17 protein-coding genes are annotated in these 20,557 nt (G+C 30.4%); 8 read left to right on the top strand and 9 right to left on the bottom strand.

What is annotated here, in order from left to right; all coding sequences use genetic code 11:
* Positions 1-3 precede the first annotated feature (3 nt).
* The 9 genes from K8M07_RS06250 to K8M07_RS06290 form a co-directional block, all read right to left on the bottom strand.
* Positions 4-1,095, bottom strand: coding sequence for a glycosyltransferase (locus K8M07_RS06250; RefSeq protein ID WP_223377043.1), 1,092 nt, complete (start codon positions 1,093-1,095; stop codon positions 4-6).
* A 141-nt stretch (positions 1,096-1,236) separates the two neighbouring features.
* Positions 1,237-2,136 carry a YihY/virulence factor BrkB family protein gene (locus K8M07_RS06255; RefSeq protein ID WP_223377044.1) on the bottom strand — a complete coding sequence of 300 codons (900 nt, stop codon included), beginning with the start codon at positions 2,134-2,136 and terminating at the stop codon, positions 1,237-1,239.
* A 59-nt stretch (positions 2,137-2,195) separates the two neighbouring features.
* A complete protein-coding gene (locus K8M07_RS06260; protein ID WP_223377045.1) occupies positions 2,196-4,160 on the bottom strand; it encodes an alpha/beta hydrolase family protein in 1,965 nt (654 codons plus the stop codon).
* Between the two features lie 135 nt (positions 4,161-4,295).
* Positions 4,296-6,014: a hypothetical protein gene (locus K8M07_RS06265; RefSeq protein ID WP_223377046.1), complete on the bottom strand. Its 1,719-nt coding sequence runs from the start codon at positions 6,012-6,014 to the stop codon at positions 4,296-4,298.
* Between the two features lie 149 nt (positions 6,015-6,163).
* Positions 6,164-7,222, bottom strand: a complete 1,059-nt coding sequence (locus K8M07_RS06270) for an ABC transporter permease subunit (RefSeq protein WP_223377047.1) — start codon at positions 7,220-7,222, stop codon at positions 6,164-6,166.
* Positions 7,219-8,250 carry an ABC transporter permease subunit gene (locus K8M07_RS06275; protein ID WP_223377048.1) on the bottom strand — a complete coding sequence of 344 codons (1,032 nt, stop codon included), beginning with the start codon at positions 8,248-8,250 and terminating at the stop codon, positions 7,219-7,221. The genes K8M07_RS06270 and K8M07_RS06275 overlap by 4 nt, the downstream gene beginning before the upstream one ends.
* A complete protein-coding gene (locus K8M07_RS06280) occupies positions 8,251-9,834 on the bottom strand; it encodes a sugar ABC transporter ATP-binding protein (protein WP_223377049.1) in 1,584 nt (527 codons plus the stop codon).
* Between the two features lie 55 nt (positions 9,835-9,889).
* Entirely contained in the window at positions 9,890-11,014 is a 1,125-nt protein-coding gene (locus K8M07_RS06285) for a DUF3798 domain-containing protein (protein ID WP_223377050.1), read from the bottom strand.
* 428 nt (positions 11,015-11,442) lie between these two features.
* A complete protein-coding gene (locus tag K8M07_RS06290; RefSeq protein WP_223377051.1) occupies positions 11,443-12,339 on the bottom strand; it encodes an FUSC family protein in 897 nt (298 codons plus the stop codon).
* A 130-nt stretch (positions 12,340-12,469) separates the two neighbouring features.
* On the opposite strand from K8M07_RS06290, the gene K8M07_RS06295 reads away from it, so the two are divergent.
* The 8 genes from K8M07_RS06295 (at position 12,470) to secA (ending at position 20,528) form a co-directional block, all read left to right on the top strand.
* A complete protein-coding gene (locus K8M07_RS06295; RefSeq protein WP_223377052.1) occupies positions 12,470-13,150 on the top strand; it encodes a TVP38/TMEM64 family protein in 681 nt (226 codons plus the stop codon).
* A 57-nt stretch (positions 13,151-13,207) separates the two neighbouring features.
* Positions 13,208-13,588 (top strand): flagellar protein FlaG, encoded by a 381-nt coding sequence (locus K8M07_RS06300; RefSeq protein ID WP_223377053.1) that lies wholly within the window; start codon positions 13,208-13,210, stop codon positions 13,586-13,588.
* An 11-nt stretch (positions 13,589-13,599) separates the two neighbouring features.
* Positions 13,600-15,288: a flagellar filament capping protein FliD gene (gene fliD / locus K8M07_RS06305; protein WP_223377054.1), complete on the top strand. Its 1,689-nt coding sequence runs from the start codon at positions 13,600-13,602 to the stop codon at positions 15,286-15,288.
* 17 nt (positions 15,289-15,305) lie between these two features.
* A complete protein-coding gene (gene fliS / locus K8M07_RS06310) occupies positions 15,306-15,701 on the top strand; it encodes a flagellar export chaperone FliS (RefSeq protein WP_223377055.1) in 396 nt (131 codons plus the stop codon).
* Between the two features lie 4 nt (positions 15,702-15,705).
* Positions 15,706-16,176: a flagellar export chaperone FlgN gene (gene flgN / locus K8M07_RS06315; RefSeq protein ID WP_223377056.1), complete on the top strand. Its 471-nt coding sequence runs from the start codon at positions 15,706-15,708 to the stop codon at positions 16,174-16,176.
* A gap of 418 nt (positions 16,177-16,594) precedes the next feature.
* A complete protein-coding gene (gene hpf, locus K8M07_RS06320) occupies positions 16,595-17,122 on the top strand; it encodes a ribosome hibernation-promoting factor, HPF/YfiA family (protein ID WP_223377057.1) in 528 nt (175 codons plus the stop codon).
* An 86-nt stretch (positions 17,123-17,208) separates the two neighbouring features.
* Complete coding sequence (locus tag K8M07_RS06325) at positions 17,209-17,715, top strand: DUF5317 family protein (RefSeq protein ID WP_223377058.1); 507 nt, start codon at positions 17,209-17,211, stop codon at positions 17,713-17,715.
* 83 nt (positions 17,716-17,798) lie between these two features.
* Positions 17,799-20,528, top strand: coding sequence for a preprotein translocase subunit SecA (gene secA, locus K8M07_RS06330; protein ID WP_223377059.1), 2,730 nt, complete (start codon positions 17,799-17,801; stop codon positions 20,526-20,528).
* Positions 20,529-20,557 lie beyond the last annotated feature (29 nt).

Raw genomic sequence — 20,557 nt, forward strand, 5'->3', positions numbered from 1 at the left:
ATTTTATAAATCATCCAATATAACTGCAATATATCTATTAATTATATCGTGTTTAACATATTTTTTAGATTCTTCAAATGCTCCATCTGAATATCTTCTAAATGTCTGTTCATCCTTTAGTATTTCTTCTATAGCGTTTACTACTCCTTTAATATCACCGTAAGGAATTAGTTTTCCAGCATTAGGAGTTACTATTGATTTAGCTGCGGTGTAGGAATTATATACAATTACAGGCATGCCTACAGAATAGGCTTCTACCAACACATTGCCAAATCCTTCATAATTGGAGAGCAATAATAATATGCTATTTTTATGTGCTACCTCGTTTATATCTTTAATTACTCCCTCCACATTAACTTTAGAAAGTTCTAATAGCACTTTACTAATACCATCTCCATAAGCATTTATCTTATATTTTGGATATAATATATCTGCTAATTTTATATACTCTCTGATATTTTTTTGTATAATATCAAATCGACCCAGATACATTACATTATTCGTATATTTACATATTTGATTTCTAGATGTTTTTGAAGGGTTAGGAACTATATATGATTTAAAATTATATTTAGTTCCTGAATTTTGTAAAATCTTCAGAATTTCTTTTTTATCTTCTTCAGTGTAGAATAAAAACTTATCTATATATTTTATCCTTTCTTCTAAGATGAAGGGGATAGTATTGGAATTTATTGTCCCAAAGTTTATATCTGGTCTATTGGATTGAAATATAATTATTTCGTTTCTTTTTAGATCCTTTTTAGACAGAGAGAGCAATTTTTGCACTCCAAATACAACTATCTTCGAACCAGGAACAATCGATAAATCGTCTAATTGATAGTTTTGATTTTCAAAGACTTTCATATAATTTTTCAATTTTTGACTTTTATTAAGCATCAGACTATAAGTTTCCACATTCGGTAATTTATCTAATAAGATATCTTTTTTATTTAATACTAAAGGCATTTCAATAAATTTTTGTTGAGGCATATTTTCCTCAATTAATCTCATTATAGTTTGTACTCCGCCAACAGTTCGAGAACATCTATTGCTTATAAAATATATTAATTTATTTTGATCATATGTGCCCATCATACTATCAATCAACCCCATTATACTTTAATACCAATATCCTCATATTATTAACATAGAAATTGCCGTTAATATTTTATCTAATTACTGATTATTTATGTACTTTAATTTTTATTTAACCTCTTTATATACAATGATTATATATTATTCATCATCTTTTTCATCACTGGATTTTACTTCTTTATTTATAAAAACAGAAAAATAGGCTCCATTTATTTCGCCGCCTAATATTATCATAATACTGGTTATATAAAGCCATATAAGTAATATTATGACTCCTCCTAGACTTCCATAGGTTCTTGAATAGTTAGCAAAATTATTCACATAGTAGGAGAATATATAGGAAGCAATTATCCATCCAATGGTAGTGAATGCTGCTCCAGGCAAAGTATAGATTAATTTTATATTAGTCCTTTTATTATGGGAAACACTATATTTATATAATAGAGCGAATATAATTATCATTGATACAAAAGGTATCACTTTTCTTAATTGCTCCCATAATCTATAAAATATATTTGCTACTCCAATATATGAGAATAAAGTATTTCCTATTACTTCACCAAATACAAGCATCAATAATACGATTAATAATAATATAACTAGAGCAATTGAAAATATAATTGATAGGAGTTTTAACCTGATATAGGGTCTTTTTTTTTCGACATTATAGGCTTTATTAATGGCTTTTATTATTGCAGATATTCCCAATGATCCGGTCCAAAGAGCCAATATAATACTTAAAGAAAGTAGAGTATCAGAGCTTGTATTGGTAATTTCATCTATGATACTTCTTAAGAGAATTTCAGTTTCTAAAGGTAGCATAATAAACCAATTATCTAATATTCCTTCTTGTGTAATAGATGTATATGCTAATATATTTAAAAAAAATATTAAAAAAGGAAATATTGATAATATTAAATAATAAGTAAGCTGAGCTCCTATAGCGGTTATCTCATCCTCTTTTATATTGTGAATCAGTCTATTTAAGAATATAAACCATTTTTTATTCCTATATCTTTTGAATTTATTCTTCAAGTCCAAGACCTTACCACCTTTTATAATAATAGAGGAGCATCAGGGCTCCTCTATTATTATACTAATTATTTTAGATATTTATCAAACCATTCTGTGATTTCTTTAAGCCTTCTTATTCTATGCTTTGGTTTTCCAGACCTACTCAATTCATGGTTTTCACCTTTAAATAAGCAAAGCCTTGATTCTACTCCATTGTATTTTAATGAAGTAAACATTTGATAGCCTTCAGCAATCCAACATCTATAATCTTCTTCTGAATGTATGAATAGAGTAGGAGTTTGAACTCTATTTGCATATTTCATAGGTGAATGGAACCAAAGTCTATCTACATCTGACCAAGGGTTAGCAGCTTGTTGATCTTCTACAAAGAAATATCCGATGTCGGTTGTGCCAAATTTTGAGATCCAATTTGCTATACTTCTTTGAGAAACTGCTGCTTTAAACCTATTAGTATGTCCTATAATCCAATTGGTCATAAATCCACCATAAGAGCCACCTGTAACACCAATTCTATCTTCGTCAATAAATGGATATTTTTCTATTACTATATCAGTGAATTTCATTATATCATCGTAATCGATTGTTCCATATTTGCCACGAATATCAGCAAATTCATTGCCTCTACCATCACTACCTTTTGGATTACAGAAAAATACTGCATAGCCTTCATTGGCCCAATATTGCATTTCATGGAAGAATATATTACCATAAACTGTTTTTGGACCGCCATGGATGTCTAATATAGCTGGATATTTTTTACCTTCTTCATAATCAACAGGTTTCATAACCCAACCTTCAATTGTTATTCCCTGATTTGTTTCAAAGGTTAATCTTTCTGGAGTGGATAGTTTTTTCTCCTTGATTACCCATTTGTTAAAGTATGTTAACTGATCTTCTTTACCATTTTTTAATCTATACAGTTCTTGAAGTTTAAGCCCTCTAAATCCGACAAACATTATTTGCCCATCTACTACATCAAATTCATCTACTGAGCCTTTTTCTGTAGTCAATTTTTCTATATTTCCGGATGTATCCATTCTATTCAAATAGGAATTACCATATTCGGTAGTTATAAAGTATAGATAATTTCCATCTACTTTTGCTAAAGCAGAACTATCATATCTACAATCAGAACCTACGGAATTGCCTAAACTATAATCAAAGTCAGTAGGGGACATTAACCTTACATTTTCTTCGTTGTCCATTATATAGATTTTTCCATTTTCATTGATACCATAATCTTGTGTATCTGTGCCTGCAAATACTATTTTATCCTCTAAGAAGTCAGCGTAGGAATATGAGAAGTTGTCTTCATGTGATATTTTTTTTAGATCATTTTCTTTAATGTCATAAATATGTAGATCTTCTTTTATTTGCATTTTATCTATAAAGGAGTTAGTGATTATTATTACCTTTGACTTATCCTTATTTAATTTATAGGAGTATACATTAGTAAATACATCAGTAATTGGATTTAATTTCTTTTCTTTTAGGTTATATGTATATAGTCTGTTTCTTTTTTTGTTGGTGAATCCTTCGCCGTTTGACCAAAAAGGTATTTCGTCTAATACTACATAGTCCTTTTCTTCATCTGAAGACTTCTCCAATTTTGGTTTGTTATAATCATATGTAGCTGTTATTATAAAAGTGTCTTCATCTAGTATTTCGATATCGGTTACATTTAATGGGATGTCGAAGACCTTATTGGATTCTCCGCCATTTAAGGATATTTCATAAAAACAAGTTAAATCTTCACCTTTTTTCTGTCTTGATTTGTCCTTGCTATCTCTTGAATCAGGGAAGAGTAAAGTGTTTTCATCTTTAAATATAAAAGATTTTACTGTCTTGCTAGAAGTCAATTTAGTAAATGTTTCATTCTGAGTATCATAGATGTGAATATCTGATAGATATTTATTTCCTTCTACATCCATTTCATGTACTATAAAGCCCAGTTTACTGCCTTCAGGAGAATATCTCAATTTTGATAAAAACTTATACTTTGTAAAATCATCTAACTTTAGTTTATTCAAACCTATCCCTCCTAATATAGTATTTCGAGCATCTATATTCTTATTATACACTAAATTTTGGGATATTGACTTAAAACCATCAATTTTTTAGTTTATAATTTAGATATAAGAAAAGGCTTCAACTGAAGCCTTTTCTTATAATTGATTTAAGTAGATAACCTTTCCACTATTATTTTTCAAATCATCTTTGTTCATAAGAATATTAAAGATCAATTTGCCAAAAGGAGTGATACTAATATTTAGAGTAGGGTAATTGCTGTATTTGAACAACCCTAATAGTTTTAAGTATCTACAATAATTAATAACAAGTTTAGAGAACTTTACATCTTCTGAAATAAAATTACTATACTTATAGAATATTCCTTCTTCTAAGTCATTAAATAGAGTCAACATTCTCTGTTTGATGGACTTTGTTTCATTGATATCTAGATTATTGTTGATATACAATAAAAATTCATCTTTCCAAATGTATTGGATGAATAGGCTAAATTTTTCTTCATCCGTAAGCCTTAAAAAGTGAGAAGCTTTTTTAGTAATTGTTAGCATATTTTTCTCGATTTTTACTAATTTATTATTTATAGAAAACCTATAAAATAGATCTATTAATGGAAAATCTATTTGATTTGGTGCTTGTTTTGTAATGTTTTCCTGATTTTCCATTATGCTATTTAATTCCAATAGAACTTTTCTTTTTATATTTTTTTTCCTCTCAGTCAATTCCAAAGGAGTACTCATTAAGAATAATAGAAATTTTTCATAGTCCATTATGAAATCATAAGCAATTTCATTTATATCATGTATTATATTAGTGGATATAGATCTATTTATGTTAAAAATCGATTTATTGTTTTTAGTATGGTCAATATACATAAACCTATTTTTACTTATCTTAAGAATGCTTTTATATGATTTTTTATATGATTGATCCATATTCTTTAGATACCTAAGATATATCTTTAATGTGGATATATAAGAGCTCAATTCTCTTTGCGAAGAAATGAATCCATCTTCAATAGCATTGATCAATATATCTTCAATGTCCAGCTGAGCTAAATCATTTAGAGAAAATCCATCATCAACTAGGTAATATTCAAATAAATTAATTAGGTTAGTAATATGTCTTTTTATATTTGGCATAGACATATTATTTTGCAGATGATTTTCAAACTCATCTAATTCATCATATAGAATAGAAGTAATATCTTCACCATCTTCTAATTCCATGTCTAACATTTCATGGATACATTCTGTATATATTCTATAGATATTTATACTGAATAATTTTAAATATCTGTTGATAGATAAATTAGGCTGTTTAAACTTAGTGCGATTATAACCTATAAATACCTTTTCGATAAATTTATCTTTAACAGAAGAAGGTAGAAAACTGATGTTACCAATAAAACCTTTAAAATCAATTATCTTCCCAATTCTACCAAATATCAAATCCGATTTATTCAATATATTAACCGTATTAGGTTCCCATAGTGTATGACGTTTTTTTGTTAATAGATCTAATACATAGATATATTCTCCTTTTATATGCTCTATTTCAAATAAGGATATAAAGGATTTGTTTCTTTCTACTAGTATGTTTTTCTCCAAACTGGAAAGCTGATTGGATTCTTCATCTAACATATGTTCAATAAAGCTTTTACCAGAGTCAGTTCTATAATCAATACTAATCCATACATTAAACGCTAATTTAGTTTTTTGTTTATCAAAATCAGGAAAATAAAATTCTATTGAATCCAAAGATTTACCTTTTTTAACAAACTCATTTATATATTTAATCAATTTTTTTGTAGTATTTTCCTGTAAAATCTGTATTTTATCATAATCCAACTTACTCATAATGCCCTCCAAATCAATAAAAGTATATAATAAAAACTATAAATAAACAGTGTAATATATATTATATACTAATATTAACAATAGTGCATTGGAAAAACAATAAAAGTTTAAAGAAAATATATGCTCAATATAGAGATGAGCTTAATTGATTATATATCACTAATAGTAATCTTAGCTTTATCCTTTTCCCAAGCATGAAGCACTAGAGCTAAACCTATGACTCCATATGCTATAAATACCCTAAAATATTCACCGATTTGAGCATTACCAAATAGATTTTGCCCTGCCAATGGAGATATTACGAATAAGAAATGGAATAGGAATGTACCTATTAAAGCCTCTTTCCAAGAAGCCTTTTCTACAGTTGCACCGCCTACTAGTAAAGAGGCAACTGCAAACAGTCCTACTTGTACATGACTTCCATAAGTGTTCATAGTTCCTATATTCTGTAAGAATATTATTTGGCCCCATGCAGCTAATACTGTGGAGATTACTACTGAGATAACTCTAGTTTTTTCCACATTGATACCCGATACTGCAGCTACTTCTACATTTTGACCAACTGCCCTCATATCTTGACCAAGTTTTGTCTTTAAGAAATAACCCATTAGTATAAATATCAATAATGTAAATAAAAAAGTACATACAGGATATTCGCTTAACCATTGAAAAAAAGGTAGATCTATTTTATCAAAGGGAATTAAATGGTCTAGAGAATATTTGATTCCTGCTAAATCTACTGTATTTTTAATTCCCACACCAGATGGTAATAGTAAACTTTCATTTCTTATTGGAAATACAGTACCAGCCATTAATAGGAACACAAGCTGATAAATACCATTTGCAAAGAATCCTAAAACCATACTTGTAATCATTTCTTTTCCCGTTGCCTTGTTCAATATTTTTCCTACGATGAAACCAAAGATTATAGCAAAAGGAGTTGAAAGAAGAAGACTTAGAAGAAGTCCATTTGTTCCTCCGATTGTGAAATTTGTTATAATAATTAGAGCAATCTGTCCTGCCATTGCTCCTAAAGTGATAGCAAAATTTAATCCTAATCCGGTAATTACGGGAAGAAGCAAAGATAATACTAGTATTAAGTTTCTTGATAGACGAACTATCATTTCATTTACTAAAAAACCGCCAGGAAGTCCTGTAAAGAAGGACCCTACAATACATATTACTAGAAATACAATGGGTACTATCATGCTAGTTCACCTTCCTTTCTAGTCAATGCATATAAGATGATACCATTACTTACAATGGTTCTTATTACTTCGGACATACTTCCTTCTGCGACTATATTTACTACAGGTAGTGCAACTACAAGTAATGATTGGAATAATACAGTTCCAACTAAAACGTGTATTATAGTTGCCTTTTTAAGAGTAGCTCCACCTATTAATATAGCTGCAGCTGCAGGCATTGCAGAATATAATGGTGCATTATATAGCTGTAAGAATCCAAAGGCTTGACTGTATATGATAATTCCTATGGCGGCCAATACTGTGGAGATTATAGTCCCTTTGATCCTTTGTTTATCCACATTGATACCATTGGAAATGGCAAACTGTGGGTTGCTTCCTGCTACTATCATAGATAATCCTTTGCTGCTTCTACTATATATCCAGATTATAAAAGCACAAAAACCGAAAAACAACAGTAATCCAGTAGGAATTCTAACGCTGCCAATATAGAAGTGCCAAAAGTCATTTAATACATGTGCAATAGATGACTCAAGCGACACAGTGACACGAAGCCCATTGCCTCCATAAGCCCATATGAGTTCTGGGCTGGTAAATGGAGCTACTAGCCAAAATATACACATAACAGAAACTATAGAATAGCCTACATAGTTTCCAACAGTCATCTCATCGCCTTTAATTTTATTCAACATTTTACCATAAAAATATCCAGCTATTATGGCTAAAGAAACAGCTATAATTATGGATACGAATAGACCGGTAAATCCTGAAAGCTGAAATTCGATACTTATCAGTGCACCTATCAATCCAAAGATAATTCCTAAAGGAATGTTGAAGTTAAGACCAATGCCAGATTGTATACCAGGTATCATGGCTAGCACTAAGATAGCATTCATTCCGAAACGAACCAATATATCGGATATTAAGCCTGATAAAGGTATTTTTAAGTAGATTGCGAGCATAATTAAACATATCAAAAATACTGAAATTATGAATCTGGGAAATCCAACCTTATTAATAAGTTCTTTCATCTAGTCCACCACCTTTTCTATATCTTCTCCAGCCATTAGAAGGCCAAAATCTACATCAGAAGCATTTGGAGGCAGTATGCCTGCTACCTTTCCATCATATATAATGGCTATTCTATCTGATATTTGACGAAGTTCTCCTAATTCACTAGAGGTGATGATAATGGTTACGCCAAATTCTTTGTTCAGACTAATCAATGTATCTAGTACTAAATTTTTAGCTCCAATATCTATACCTCTTGTGGGTTCTGAAACCAACAATAGATCTGGTTCTAAAGTTAAAGCTCGTGCTATACATACTTTTTGTTGATTACCCCCACTTAAGTGTCTTGTATTTTGCTTAGGGCCAGTGCACCTAATATCCAAATCTTCAATCATTTTAAGAGCATGTTTTCTAACTGCTTTGCTATCGATTAATTTTAAAGAACCTATTTTCTTTAGGAACTTTCCTTGTACTTCTAAACTGGAAAATGCAATGTTAAATTCAATGGAATGATCTAATAATAAACCAACTCCACGCCTATCTTCAGATAAGAAGGCAATAGATGAATGTAGAGCTTCCTTTGGGTTATTTAATAAAAGTTTTTTGCCCTGCTTTATAATAGTTCCAGATGCCTCATATAAACCCATTATTCCATTTGCAATGCCTATTTTCCCTTGACCAGCTAGGCCTCCAATACCTAAGATTTCTCCTTTTTTTACTGTTAGGTTTAAACCTTTAACTAATTCTCCAGGCATATTGACCTTGAGATTTTTTATATCCAGAATATCTTCATCCTCAATTTTTCTTTCATCTTTTTCTTTTTGTGAAAGCTCAATTTCTCTGCCTACCATTAAACCTGCTATTTCATTGATTTCTATATCATCAGTATTTATAGTTTTAACTACTTCACCATCTCTTATAATAGTTATTGAGTCTGTAATTTTTTTTATTTCATCCAATCTATGAGATATAAATAGGATAGCTATACCTAAATTGGATAGCTTTTTTATTACTTCTAAAAACCTAGTTGCTTCTGATTCTGTAAGAACTGCAGTTGGCTCGTCCAATATCAAAAGTTTTAATTGTGTTTTATCAATTTCTCTTGCGATTTCAATAAATTGCATATAACCAACTGGTAAGCCAGCTACAGGTACATATTCATCTATATCCATATCCAACTTTTTGAGTGCAGCTTTGGCATCTTTCGCCATTGATTTTAAATCTAATTTTTCTAATCTTTTACCAAAGATTTTACTTAAAAAAGTTGGCGTAGTTTTTTCCCTATTTAATTTAATATTTTCAGTTATTGTGAATCCTGGGATAAGCATAAATTCTTGATGTACCATACCTATTCCAGCATCCATAGCATTATCCGGAGAAGTTGGGTTAAAAGTCTTTCCATTTATATGTATTTCACCTTCATATCCTCCAGTTGATTGAATAACTGGCATTCCAAAGAGTATATTCATTAGAGTAGATTTTCCTGCACCATTTTCTCCTACAAGACCATGAACTTCTCCTTCTTTAATAGAAAAGGATACATCATTTAAAACTCTATTTTCAGCAAAGTTTTTACTTATATTTTTCATTTGGAGTAGATCCATCTGATTACCTCCTTAATTTAAGAAGAAGGAGGCCGTAAAGAAACGACCTCTCTACTTAAAATATTTGAGAGCCTGCTACAAACATTAGGAAATTTGGGTTTCCTTCTAATTCATTAACTAAAACACTATCGTCTTTAGTGACTTCCTTTAAAATCTCTGTCATATGTTCTTTATCAAATTTTTTTACTTCGCCATTGCCGTAATCTACAGCATATTCAACGGATGCTTCTACCATTGTCATGTTAGCAGCTACTTTCCAAGTTGCAAATCTACCGCTAGCTCCAGATTCTTCAACTACTGCTCCTATTTGTTCTAACATGTAAGAAACATCACCAGCTTTTTCTTCAGGAATTTCAATTCCTAAAGCTCCAGGGTACGCGTGATATGGACTTGGACAGCATTGTTCTGGATAGAGTGCGCCTGATTCCAAAACTGATTTTATCAATGGTTCTTGCATTGAACAGTTAGTATTAAAGAAAGCAGTATCTTCACCATATTTTTCAACTTGTCTTGGAACATCTTCAATCATAAACTGTTGAGCTCCAGGGATACCAGCATCACCTGTTGGATCTGGTGCATCTACTTCAACAAATTTCAAATCTACTTCTGCACATTGATCTCTCATTATATCTCTTCTTTGAGCCAGTAGCTCCATAGACATATGTCTTGGGAATGAATAGTGGACGAAAGTTTCTGCTCCCATTTCTTTAGCGAGAGCTACTATAGTTTCACCACGTTTTAAGTTATCAGTTTCCAATACTATGTCGGCACGAGCACATATTGTTTCTGGATCTTCATGTGGTATTCCAGCTATGAATAAGATATCATCTCTATCCTCTCTAATCTTATCAATAGCGGCAGCAGTTCCAGGTACTGCTTGACATATAACTATAGCTTTTACTTCCGGGTCGGAAGCTAGACTGGTAATTTGAGCTATAGTAGTTTCTTGTTCTTCTGTGAATTTGTCAGGATAGGTAACGTGCTTGATAGAATCTTCACCATATTTTGCTATCATGTTTTCAGCTGCACGAAATTCCTCTTCTCCTTGTGATACAGTACCAGTAACTAGTCCGATTTTGAATCCAAGACCATCACCGCTTGTTGTTTTTTGGCTATTACAACCAACGATGCTTAAAGTCATTATTGATACCAGTAATAATGCTAAAAGCCTTTTACTCAAAACTTCCCCCTCCTTTAAAATTTTATATTATTTTAAATCCTCTATGTAAATTTAAAGGATAAAAAATCAACAATCCGAAATCCGAATATTTAATAATTAGCAATATAAAAAATATTCAAAATAATATATGTAAAAAAATAAAATGTATTATTATAGATAAATTTTGCCGCAATATGTAGCTTGATGTAGGGAAATGAAAGTATAATACTAAAGAAATGTATGATTGGTTTTGTTTATTATAATCTTATTTTATTAATATGTCAATCCTTTATAACTATAATATCAATCATACAAGTATGAATTTCTATAAATATATTATATCTAAAATACAAATATTCTGAAAATAATTAGATTGAAGGGAATTATTATGTTGAATGGATGATATTAATTTTAAATAAACAGTAGTTAAGGACGATTAATAATCGTCCTTAAGATGGTATTTCATTGTTGATCTTGTTTTCAATTAAATTTAGTTCATTTAAAATCTTTTCTATGTGATAGTTAAATATTAAATCAGTTTTGTATTTCTCTCTATTAAACTGAGGAGGAATTTTCTTATCAAATAGTTTTTCTAGTTCCTTTCTGTTGCTTTCTTCTAAATACGAGGTATCCAATGCAAACATTACGCTTAAATGATTGTAAATTCGTTCAAAGGATTTAAAGATAGTTTCAAATTCGGAATAGTCATCTGTATTGCCGAATTCTAATTCAGTATCCTTTTTTAATATATTGTAATTACTTTCTATATCTGATAAGAATACTTTTAAACCTTCTAATGATTTATTTTCGTTTTCAAAAATTGCAGTTTCTAAAGTATCCTTGAACTTATTATATATTTCATTAATGGATTTTATTATAAATCTTTCATTGTATGGGTTAGGTGGAACAATAAAATAATTTATTAAAGTTCCCACAATAAGTCCTATAAAGGTATCTAATGTTCTGTTCATGGCGTAATTCAATCTGCTTCCTTCTTCATAGTTTAGGATGATTGCAAGAAAGACTATTACTGAAATTGTTATTGACTTTTTCCATCCAAGCATATTACATATATGAATTACGATTAATGTTCCTATTCCAATGGATAATATATTTAAAGGTGCAATATAAGAAAATAGCAAAGCTATAATAGCTCCTACTATTGTACCAAACATTCTATGTTTTCCTATGGAAAAGGATTCGGAAACAGATGTTTTCATAGCAATTATTGCAGCTATCCCTGCAATAAGAGGACTATTTAAACTGAGTAATTGAGAAATTAATATTGTAATGGATACTGCTAAAGCAGTTTTAACAGTACGCATTCCAACTTTTTTAACTTTCATAAAACCACCTTTCAATATTATAAGGATATTATAATATATTTCTCGAATATAGCAAGCATAATACGAAGTTTTTTAATAAATAAATAGTTTATATATTATAATAATATTAATATACAAAGAGGTGGATGAAATGAATAGAGATTATAGACATCTAAAAATAGGAATTCTTGCAGGCTTCATATTGATCTTTACATATTTAATATTGAGTTTTGATATATTCAATAGGAATAGTATATTTACTTTAATAACACAGGACATATACAGTATGGGCATGGAAATAATTTTTATTGGTGTTGTAACTATTTTATTGATTTTTTTTGTTCCTATATCTTGGCTTTCAGCAATTTCAGCTGTACTCTTTGGGTTAAGAGGAGCTATATTTATTTCAATTGGAGGAATTCTTAGCGCTATTATTTCATTCAGTATAGCTCGAATATTTAAAGATGATGTATCAAGGATTATAGATAGGATTTACTACAGAAAGAAAAGAAAGTTAACATTGGATGAGATATATTTGAAAATTAAGAAATATGGTTTTGGTTATGTGCTTTTTTTAAGGAGTCTTCCCTTTATTCCATTTAGTATGGGAAATTATATTTTTGGTATTAGCTTTATTCCTTTTAAGCAATTTGTTTTTGCCACATTATTGGCTGTATCAATTGGACAGGGTATAAATGTTTATTTTTTCGATAAAGCATTGAGAATAGGAGAAAATCCGATTGATACCTTAATAGCTGGAGTCATTAAAGGAATCTATTTTTTGGTGATTTTCTTATGGTCACGAAAAAGTAAATATAATGCTAAAGACTAATCTTTAATTAGTCGATATAAAATGTAAGATATAGAACAAATCAAAGGGGAGATATGTATGCAAGTCAAAGGGATTGATAAAATGGATACCATTATCTACAATGAGACTAATGGAAAAGCCTCAAATACTATAAATGCTAAAGCTGAGCATACAGACAATAAATCAGATGGAGTTTGTGAAAAGGAAAGGGCAAATGATAAGGAAAGAACATATACAGAAGATGAACTCATTAGATCTATAGAATCTGCTAACGAGGAATTTATTATATATGATAGAAAACTTGAATTTTCTATACATGAACAGACAAAGCAGATAATGGTAAAAGTTATAGATGTATCAACGGATGAAGTTATCAGGGAGATTCCTCCAGAAAAGATTTTGGATGCTGTAGCTTTTCGTTGGAAAGCAGCTGGCATATTAGTAGATGAAAGGATTTAGGTGATGAGATTATGAACAATTTAAGAATAACAGGATTGGCATCAGGTATAGATACTGAAGAGATGATTCGTAGTTTGATGGAAGCAGAAAGAGTTAAAGTAGACAGAGTAGAACAAGACAGACAAATATTACTTTGGCGTCAAGAAATGTATAATAATATAAATAAAGATTTTGCAAACTTTATATTAAATAGTAGGAAGATGTTCGGGTTAAACTCGGTATCACAAACAGGATATCTCGTAAAAAATTCCTATAAAAATTTAAGCTGGATAAAAAATGCCAGTTCATCTGATACCAGTGTAGCAACAGTATCCACTACAGGAAAAGCTTTGGATGGAACTTATGATGTCCATGTTGAACAGTTGGCTAAAGGTGTTAGTATGGTTAGTGGAAGTGAGATTGATGTAAAAAGAAATGACGAAGGTAAATTGATAGATAATGAAGGTAATATAATTGAGGATATTAAATTTACTATGAATGATGGACAAGTTGATGAGAATGGTGAGCTAATTAATTTTAACATTGAAATTTCTAAAGCTGATGGTATAACTATGAATGATGTAGTCAAAGCCATAAATTCTGCAAAGACAGAGATTTCAGATGAAAATGGCAAAACAAAAGAAGTATCACTAAGAACAAAGGCCTCCTATGATGCAGGAATTGATAGGTTTTTCTTACAGACTACAAATACTGGAGCAGATGCACAACTGCAAATAACTGCAGATACAGATAGCAGTGGTGAGAAGTTTATTCAATCCTTAAATCTGAAGACAAGCTACCAAGGGCATGAAGAACCAGTAGATTTTGTTTTAGATTTTAATTATACAGGCCAAGACGCTATAATCGACTTTAATGGTGCATCTGGTATCACATCTTCAACTAACAATATTACCATCAATGGTATTACAATGAACCTTGTTAAGGAAGGTAATTTTACAGTAACGGTAGCTACTGATGTGGATGCGATATATGAAAAAGTAGAAACTTTTGTAAACGACTATAATGAATTAGTGGACAAGACCAATAAACTATTAGGAGAAAAACGATATAGAGATTATCTACCACTTACAGATGAACAGAAGAAAGAAATGGAAGAATCAGATATAAAACTATGGGAGGAAAAGGCTAAATCCGGTTTACTTACAAACGATGATATAATACAAAGAACTATGCAAAATGTAAGAACCTCTATATATGAGAAATTTGATGATGGTCCGTTCAAATTGATTACTGATATAGGGATTAGTACAGAAGAGTATTCGAGAGGTAATGCTGGAGGTAAACTTGAAATAGACGAACAGAAATTAAAAGAAGCTATATCTCAAGATCCAGAAGCGGTTATGGACATGTTATTCAAAGGAAGTAGCGAAGAAGATGGTGAAAAGGGAGGTCTTGTTACAAGAATACATGACAATCTAATTTCAGGTATGGAAGATATTATTGAGAAATCTGGAACTGGTGGAAACGATAGCTTATACAGAGATGTCAAGTCCAACATATTAATTGATTTTGTTACAGAATATGGTAGTAAAAGTATGATTGATGAAAATGTATTGGATCATAGTAAAAGAATAGATGATTTAAATGATATGTTGATTAGAAAAGAAAACAATTATTATGCAAAGTTTACAGCAATGGAAAAAGCAATAAGCAGAATGAACCAACAGAGTGCTTGGTTGATGCAACAATTTGGTGGTTAGATGAAAGGGTGATAAAGATGGCGTATAGTGCGTTAAATCAATATAAACAAAATTCAGTATTAACAGCTACTCCTGAAGAATTAACTCTTATGCTTTATGATGGTGGCATTAAATTTATGAATATAGCTAGATACAGTATAGAAAATGGAGATATTGAAAAAGCTCATATGGCATTGGTTAGAGCTCAAAATATAGTTACTGAGCTTAGCTCAACATTGAATATGGAGTACGAAATATCAGATAATCTAAAGAAATTATATGGTTTTGTAATGGACAGTTTGATAGATGCTAATATAAAAAAAGAAGTAAAACCAATAGATGAAGCATTAGAGATATTGACAGAGCTAAGAGACACATGGAAGGAAGCTATGAAATACATGAAAAAAATGGTTTATAAAAACAGGAAGGTGTAATTAAATGACCAAAAAAAGTATTGATCAATTAATATCTCTAACTAAAAAGAAAAAACAACTTTTGGACAATATAATCAATATTACAAAAAGACAAACAGGGCAGATAGAAAAAGAGAACATGGAAGGCCTAGATATGAGTCTAAATAAAAAAGATAATATTATAAAACAAATCGATAAATTAGACAGAGAATTTTTAGAGGTTTTTTCTCAAGTTAAAAAGGCCCATTCTGTTGAAGATATAAATCAGTTGGATATTGAAGAATATCCTAATTTAAAAGAGTTAAAAGAAGTAGTTCAGGAAGTAGCTTCAACACTATTAGCAATTTCTATGATAGATAAAGAAAATAGCTATTCTATAAAGAGAAAATTAGAGAAGACAAAATTGGAATTAAGGAACATAAAGAAAGGAAAAAAAGCATATAAAGGATATAATACTAAGACTACAGAAAGTATGTTAATAGATGAAAAAAAATGAGTTAATATTCATCCATTAACTTATTTTTTTAATCAATATATTGTAGATAAGAAATTATATAATACTAACAAATTAATAAGTATAAAAAAGTTTATTTTCTAAAAATAACAAAAAAGATAAAAAAGATCGAGAGGAAAATTTTATAAAGGTTTTATCAAGAAGTTTATCCACAAGCAGAAATCGGAAATAATAGTTACTCACAAAACAATCCACATTATCCACATGAGAGCCATGAGACAATCCACAAAACAGTCCATAGTTTATTGTTAATAAATTAATAAATAAACATGCAATGATGATGAATAAATTTAAAAATAAAGAAATTATAAGATTTCTGTTTACATATTATTGATTTAGGGGTATATTATAATAATAAGTAGGTATAAGTATTTTACTTATATGAAAGGAGTTGGGGTTTATGAAACTTAATTTTACCGGAAAAAATGTAGATGTAACAGAAGCTTTAAAGGATGTAACTACAAAGAAATTAGGAAAGTTAGACAAGTTTTTTCAAAATGATGTAGAAGGAAATGTTACTTATAGCGTGGAAAGAAATTGGAAGGTTATAGAGATTACCATAAACCTACCCGGGACTATTCTTAGAGCTGAAGAATCAAGCGATGATATGTATACTTCTATTGATAAATCTGTGGATATATTGGAACGTCAAATCAGAAAATACAAGACAAAGTTACAGAGAAGATACCAAAATGGGGAAACCATTAGATTTGAAAATGTAATGCCATTAAAGGAAGAAGATAATAAACCTAAGATTGTTAAAACAAAGAAATTTGGTATGAAACCTATGAATATAGAAGAAGCCATTTTACAGATGGAATTATTAAGACATAATTTTTTCGTATTTATGAATGCAGATTCTGAGGATGTAAATGTAATTTATAAAAGAAAAGACGGGAATTATGGCTTGATAGAACCAGAGTTTTAATAGTATAATTAACATAGATTTGATTAATAAGATTGCAGGATATAATATCCTGCAATCTTTATTTTATCGGATGAGGAGATGATAATATGTATTTAGAGGCGATAGTCATTTCAATAATAATTGGATTGATTAGGGGAGGTAAACTGAAGAGATTTAGAGTGTTAAATAGTGGAACTATATGGTTATTGTTATTTGGAATAACAATTCAATACTTGTTGTTTTTTGCAAAAACAGTTGATGATATTGACATATTTGTGCAATATAGTGTATATATACAGATATTTTCTTATATTTTAATGCTAATAGGAATACTTGCAAATCTTGAATTTAAATCTTTATGGGCTGTATTAGCAGGATATTTTTTAAACTTCGTATTTCTAGCTGGAAATGGATGGACAACACCAAATCCAATAGAGGGTACAATTGAAAACATAAGATTCCCCATACTAGGTCATATAATACAATTTCTTGAACCTTATCCAATACCTAAAGTTATAAGTTTAGGAGATTTGATCGTTAGCTTTGGAATATTTGCCTTAATTCAAGAAGTTATGTTAAGTAAAGATTTTATCATGGGCAGATATAGAGTATAATAACTTGTATAGACTATTAATAAGTGATAAAATATAACGATAGAAATTGATTAATATTGAAAGTCTTGAAAGGCGGTTAAACAATGAGAAATTTATTAAGCAAAATATTTGGTTCTTATAGCGATAGGGAATTAAAACGTATAGAACCTTTAGTTAATAAAATAGAAGAGTATGATAGTGATATGCAGATATTATCTGATGAAGAGCTTAAACATAAGACTGTAGAGTTTAAAGAGAGGTTAAATAATGGCGAATCTTTAGATGATATTTTACCTGAAGCATTTGCAGTAGTAAGAGAAGCATCCTATAGAGTACTAGGCATGAAACACTTTAGAGTGCAGCTATTAGGGGGTATAATTCTGCATCAAGGTAGGATAGCTGAGATGAAAACTGGTGAAGGGAAAACATTAGTAGCTACTTTACCAGCTTATTTAAATGGACTAACTGGGCAAGGAGTTCATATAGTAACTGTAAATGATTATCTAGCCAAGAGAGATAGAGATTGGATGGGTAAGATATATGAATTTTTAAATCTTTCTGTAGGATGTATTGTACACGGGTTGACCAATGCTCAAAGAAAGGATGCTTATAACTGTGATATTACCTATGGAACCAACAATGAATTTGGATTCGACTATCTAAGAGATAATATGGTCATCTATAAGAATGAGATGGTTCAAAGAAAACTAAACTATGCAATAGTTGACGAGGTAGATAGCATATTGGTAGATGAGGCGCGAACTCCACTTATCATATCAGGAAAGGGAGACAAGTCTACAAAATTATATGAAGCAGCTAATTCTTTTGCTAGGACATTAAAAGGAAGAGTAGTGGACCCTAATGAAGACAAACCAGATCCATTTGTTAGGGAGATTAAAGAGGAAAAGGTTGATTTTCTTGTAAATGAAAAGGCTAAAAGTTGTACCTTAACAGAAAAGGGTACTACTAAGGCTGAAGGATATTTTGGACTAGAAAACTTAGCAGATCCAGACAACATGGAAATAGCCCATCATATAAATCAAGCATTAAAAGCAAATAATATAATGAAAAGGGATATAGATTATGTAGTTAAAGATGGAGAAATTATAATAGTTGATACATTTACAGGAAGATTAATGTATGGTAGAAGATATAGCGATGGATTACATCAGGCTATTGAAGCTAAGGAAGCATTAAATGTAAGAAGTGAATCCAAAACTTTAGCAACTATAACGTTCCAAAATTACTTTAGAATGTATCAGAAATTATCAGGTATGACAGGAACTGCAAAGACTGAGGAATCCGAATTTAGAGAAATATATAAGATGGATGTAGTGGAGATTCCTACTAATAAGCCAGTCATAAGGGAGGATCATCCCGATGTAATATATGGAAGTGAAGAAGCTAAATTTAAAGCGATAGTGGAAGAAATAAAAGAAAAGCATAGCAAAGGACAGCCAACATTGGTAGGAACTGTTTCCATAGAAAAATCTGAAATATTGAGCAAAATGTTGAAAAAACAAGGGATACGTCATCAAGTATTAAATGCTAAACATCATGAAAAAGAAGCGGAAATAGTAGCTCAGGCAGGAAGATTTGGTGCAGTAACAATAGCTACAAATATGGCAGGTAGAGGGACAGATATAGTACTAGGCGGAAATCCTGAGTATATGGCGAAACAGGACTTAAAAAAAAGAGGGTACGATGATGATATAATAAGCAAAGTAGACAGTTTTGCACAGACGTCTAATGAAGAAGTATTAAAAGCGAGAAAGGAATATAAGGAACTTTATGACAAGCATAAGGTGGAAACTTCAAAAGAAGCTAAAAAGGTAATAGAGGTTGGTGGACTTCACATAATAGGTACTGAAAGGCATGAAGCTAGAAGAATTGACAATCAGCTACGTGGTCGTTCTGGAAGACAAGGGGATCCAGGTTCATCAAGATTTTATATATCTTTGGAAGATGACTTGATGAGATTATTTGGTGGACAGAGGATACAATCAGTAGTTGGCAGTTTAAATATGGATGAAGATGAACCTTTGGAACACAAACTATTGACTAGATCTATAGAGAGTGCTCAAAGGAAAGTTGAAAGCAATAACTTTGCAACAAGAAAGCATGTATTGCAATATGATGATGTAATGAACAAACAGAGAGAAGTTATATATGAACAAAGAGGAAAGGTATTAGAAGGAGAAAACTTAAAAGAAGATATTCTAGTTATGGTAAGAAATATTATTGAATCTGCTGTAGAAATGTATACAAGACAGAGTCAAGATGTAGATGAATGGGATATAAATGGATTACAAAATTATCTAGAGAATATATTCTTACCCAAAAATGGACTTAAAGATATTGATGTAGAATCCTTAAGCAAAGAGAAATTGACAGATAAACTATATACTTTGGCAGAAAACAGATACAAGGACAAAGAACAAGAAATTGGAGAAGAACAATTTAGAGAAATCGAAAGGATAGTCCTATTGCAGGTAGTAGACAATAAATGGATGGATCATATAGATGCTATGGACCAATTGAGACAGGGAATAGGATTGAGAGCATACGGTCAAGAGGATCCAGTTAGAGCATATCAAAATGAAGGATTCGATATGTTTGAACATATGAATCATAGCATACAAGAGGAAACGGTTAGATATCTATACCATGTTCAAAGACCAGATAAAATGGAAAGAAAAAGAGTAGCAAATCCTACAAATTCAGGCAATAGTGAAAACAAACAAAAAACAGTAGTCAAAAAGAAAAAAATAGGTAGAAATGATCCATGTCCTTGTGGTAGTGGGAAGAAATATAAAAAGTGTTGTGGAAAATAACTTATATTCCAAAATTTGATTTTTGGCAG

The sequence above is a fragment of the Schnuerera sp. xch1 genome (assembly GCF_019931165.1).
GTDB lineage: Bacteria > Bacillota > Clostridia > Tissierellales > Tepidimicrobiaceae > JAIOUP01.

What these genes read in the sequence shown, in the direction of transcription:
- K8M07_RS06290 (WP_223377051.1), bottom strand. Translation starts at nt 12,339, where the DNA reads ATGAAAGTTAAAAAAGTTGGAATGCGTACTGTTAAAACTGCTTTAGCA.
- K8M07_RS06295 (WP_223377052.1), top strand. Translation starts at nt 12,470, where the DNA reads ATGAATAGAGATTATAGACATCTAAAAATAGGAATTCTTGCAGGCTTC.
- secA (WP_223377059.1), top strand. Translation starts at nt 17,799, where the DNA reads ATGAGAAATTTATTAAGCAAAATATTTGGTTCTTATAGCGATAGGGAA.
- fliS (WP_223377055.1), top strand. Translation starts at nt 15,306, where the DNA reads ATGGCGTATAGTGCGTTAAATCAATATAAACAAAATTCAGTATTAACA.
- K8M07_RS06325 (WP_223377058.1), top strand. Translation starts at nt 17,209, where the DNA reads ATGTATTTAGAGGCGATAGTCATTTCAATAATAATTGGATTGATTAGG.
- fliD (WP_223377054.1), top strand. Translation starts at nt 13,600, where the DNA reads ATGAACAATTTAAGAATAACAGGATTGGCATCAGGTATAGATACTGAA.
- K8M07_RS06275 (WP_223377048.1), bottom strand. Translation starts at nt 8,250, where the DNA reads ATGAAAGAACTTATTAATAAGGTTGGATTTCCCAGATTCATAATTTCA.
- hpf (WP_223377057.1), top strand. Translation starts at nt 16,595, where the DNA reads ATGAAACTTAATTTTACCGGAAAAAATGTAGATGTAACAGAAGCTTTA.
- K8M07_RS06270 (WP_223377047.1), bottom strand. Translation starts at nt 7,222, where the DNA reads ATGATAGTACCCATTGTATTTCTAGTAATATGTATTGTAGGGTCCTTC.
- K8M07_RS06300 (WP_223377053.1), top strand. Translation starts at nt 13,208, where the DNA reads ATGCAAGTCAAAGGGATTGATAAAATGGATACCATTATCTACAATGAG.
- flgN (WP_223377056.1), top strand. Translation starts at nt 15,706, where the DNA reads ATGACCAAAAAAAGTATTGATCAATTAATATCTCTAACTAAAAAGAAA.
- K8M07_RS06265 (WP_223377046.1), bottom strand. Translation starts at nt 6,014, where the DNA reads ATGAGTAAGTTGGATTATGATAAAATACAGATTTTACAGGAAAATACT.
- K8M07_RS06250 (WP_223377043.1), bottom strand. Translation starts at nt 1,095, where the DNA reads ATGATGGGCACATATGATCAAAATAAATTAATATATTTTATAAGCAAT.
- K8M07_RS06280 (WP_223377049.1), bottom strand. Translation starts at nt 9,834, where the DNA reads ATGGATCTACTCCAAATGAAAAATATAAGTAAAAACTTTGCTGAAAAT.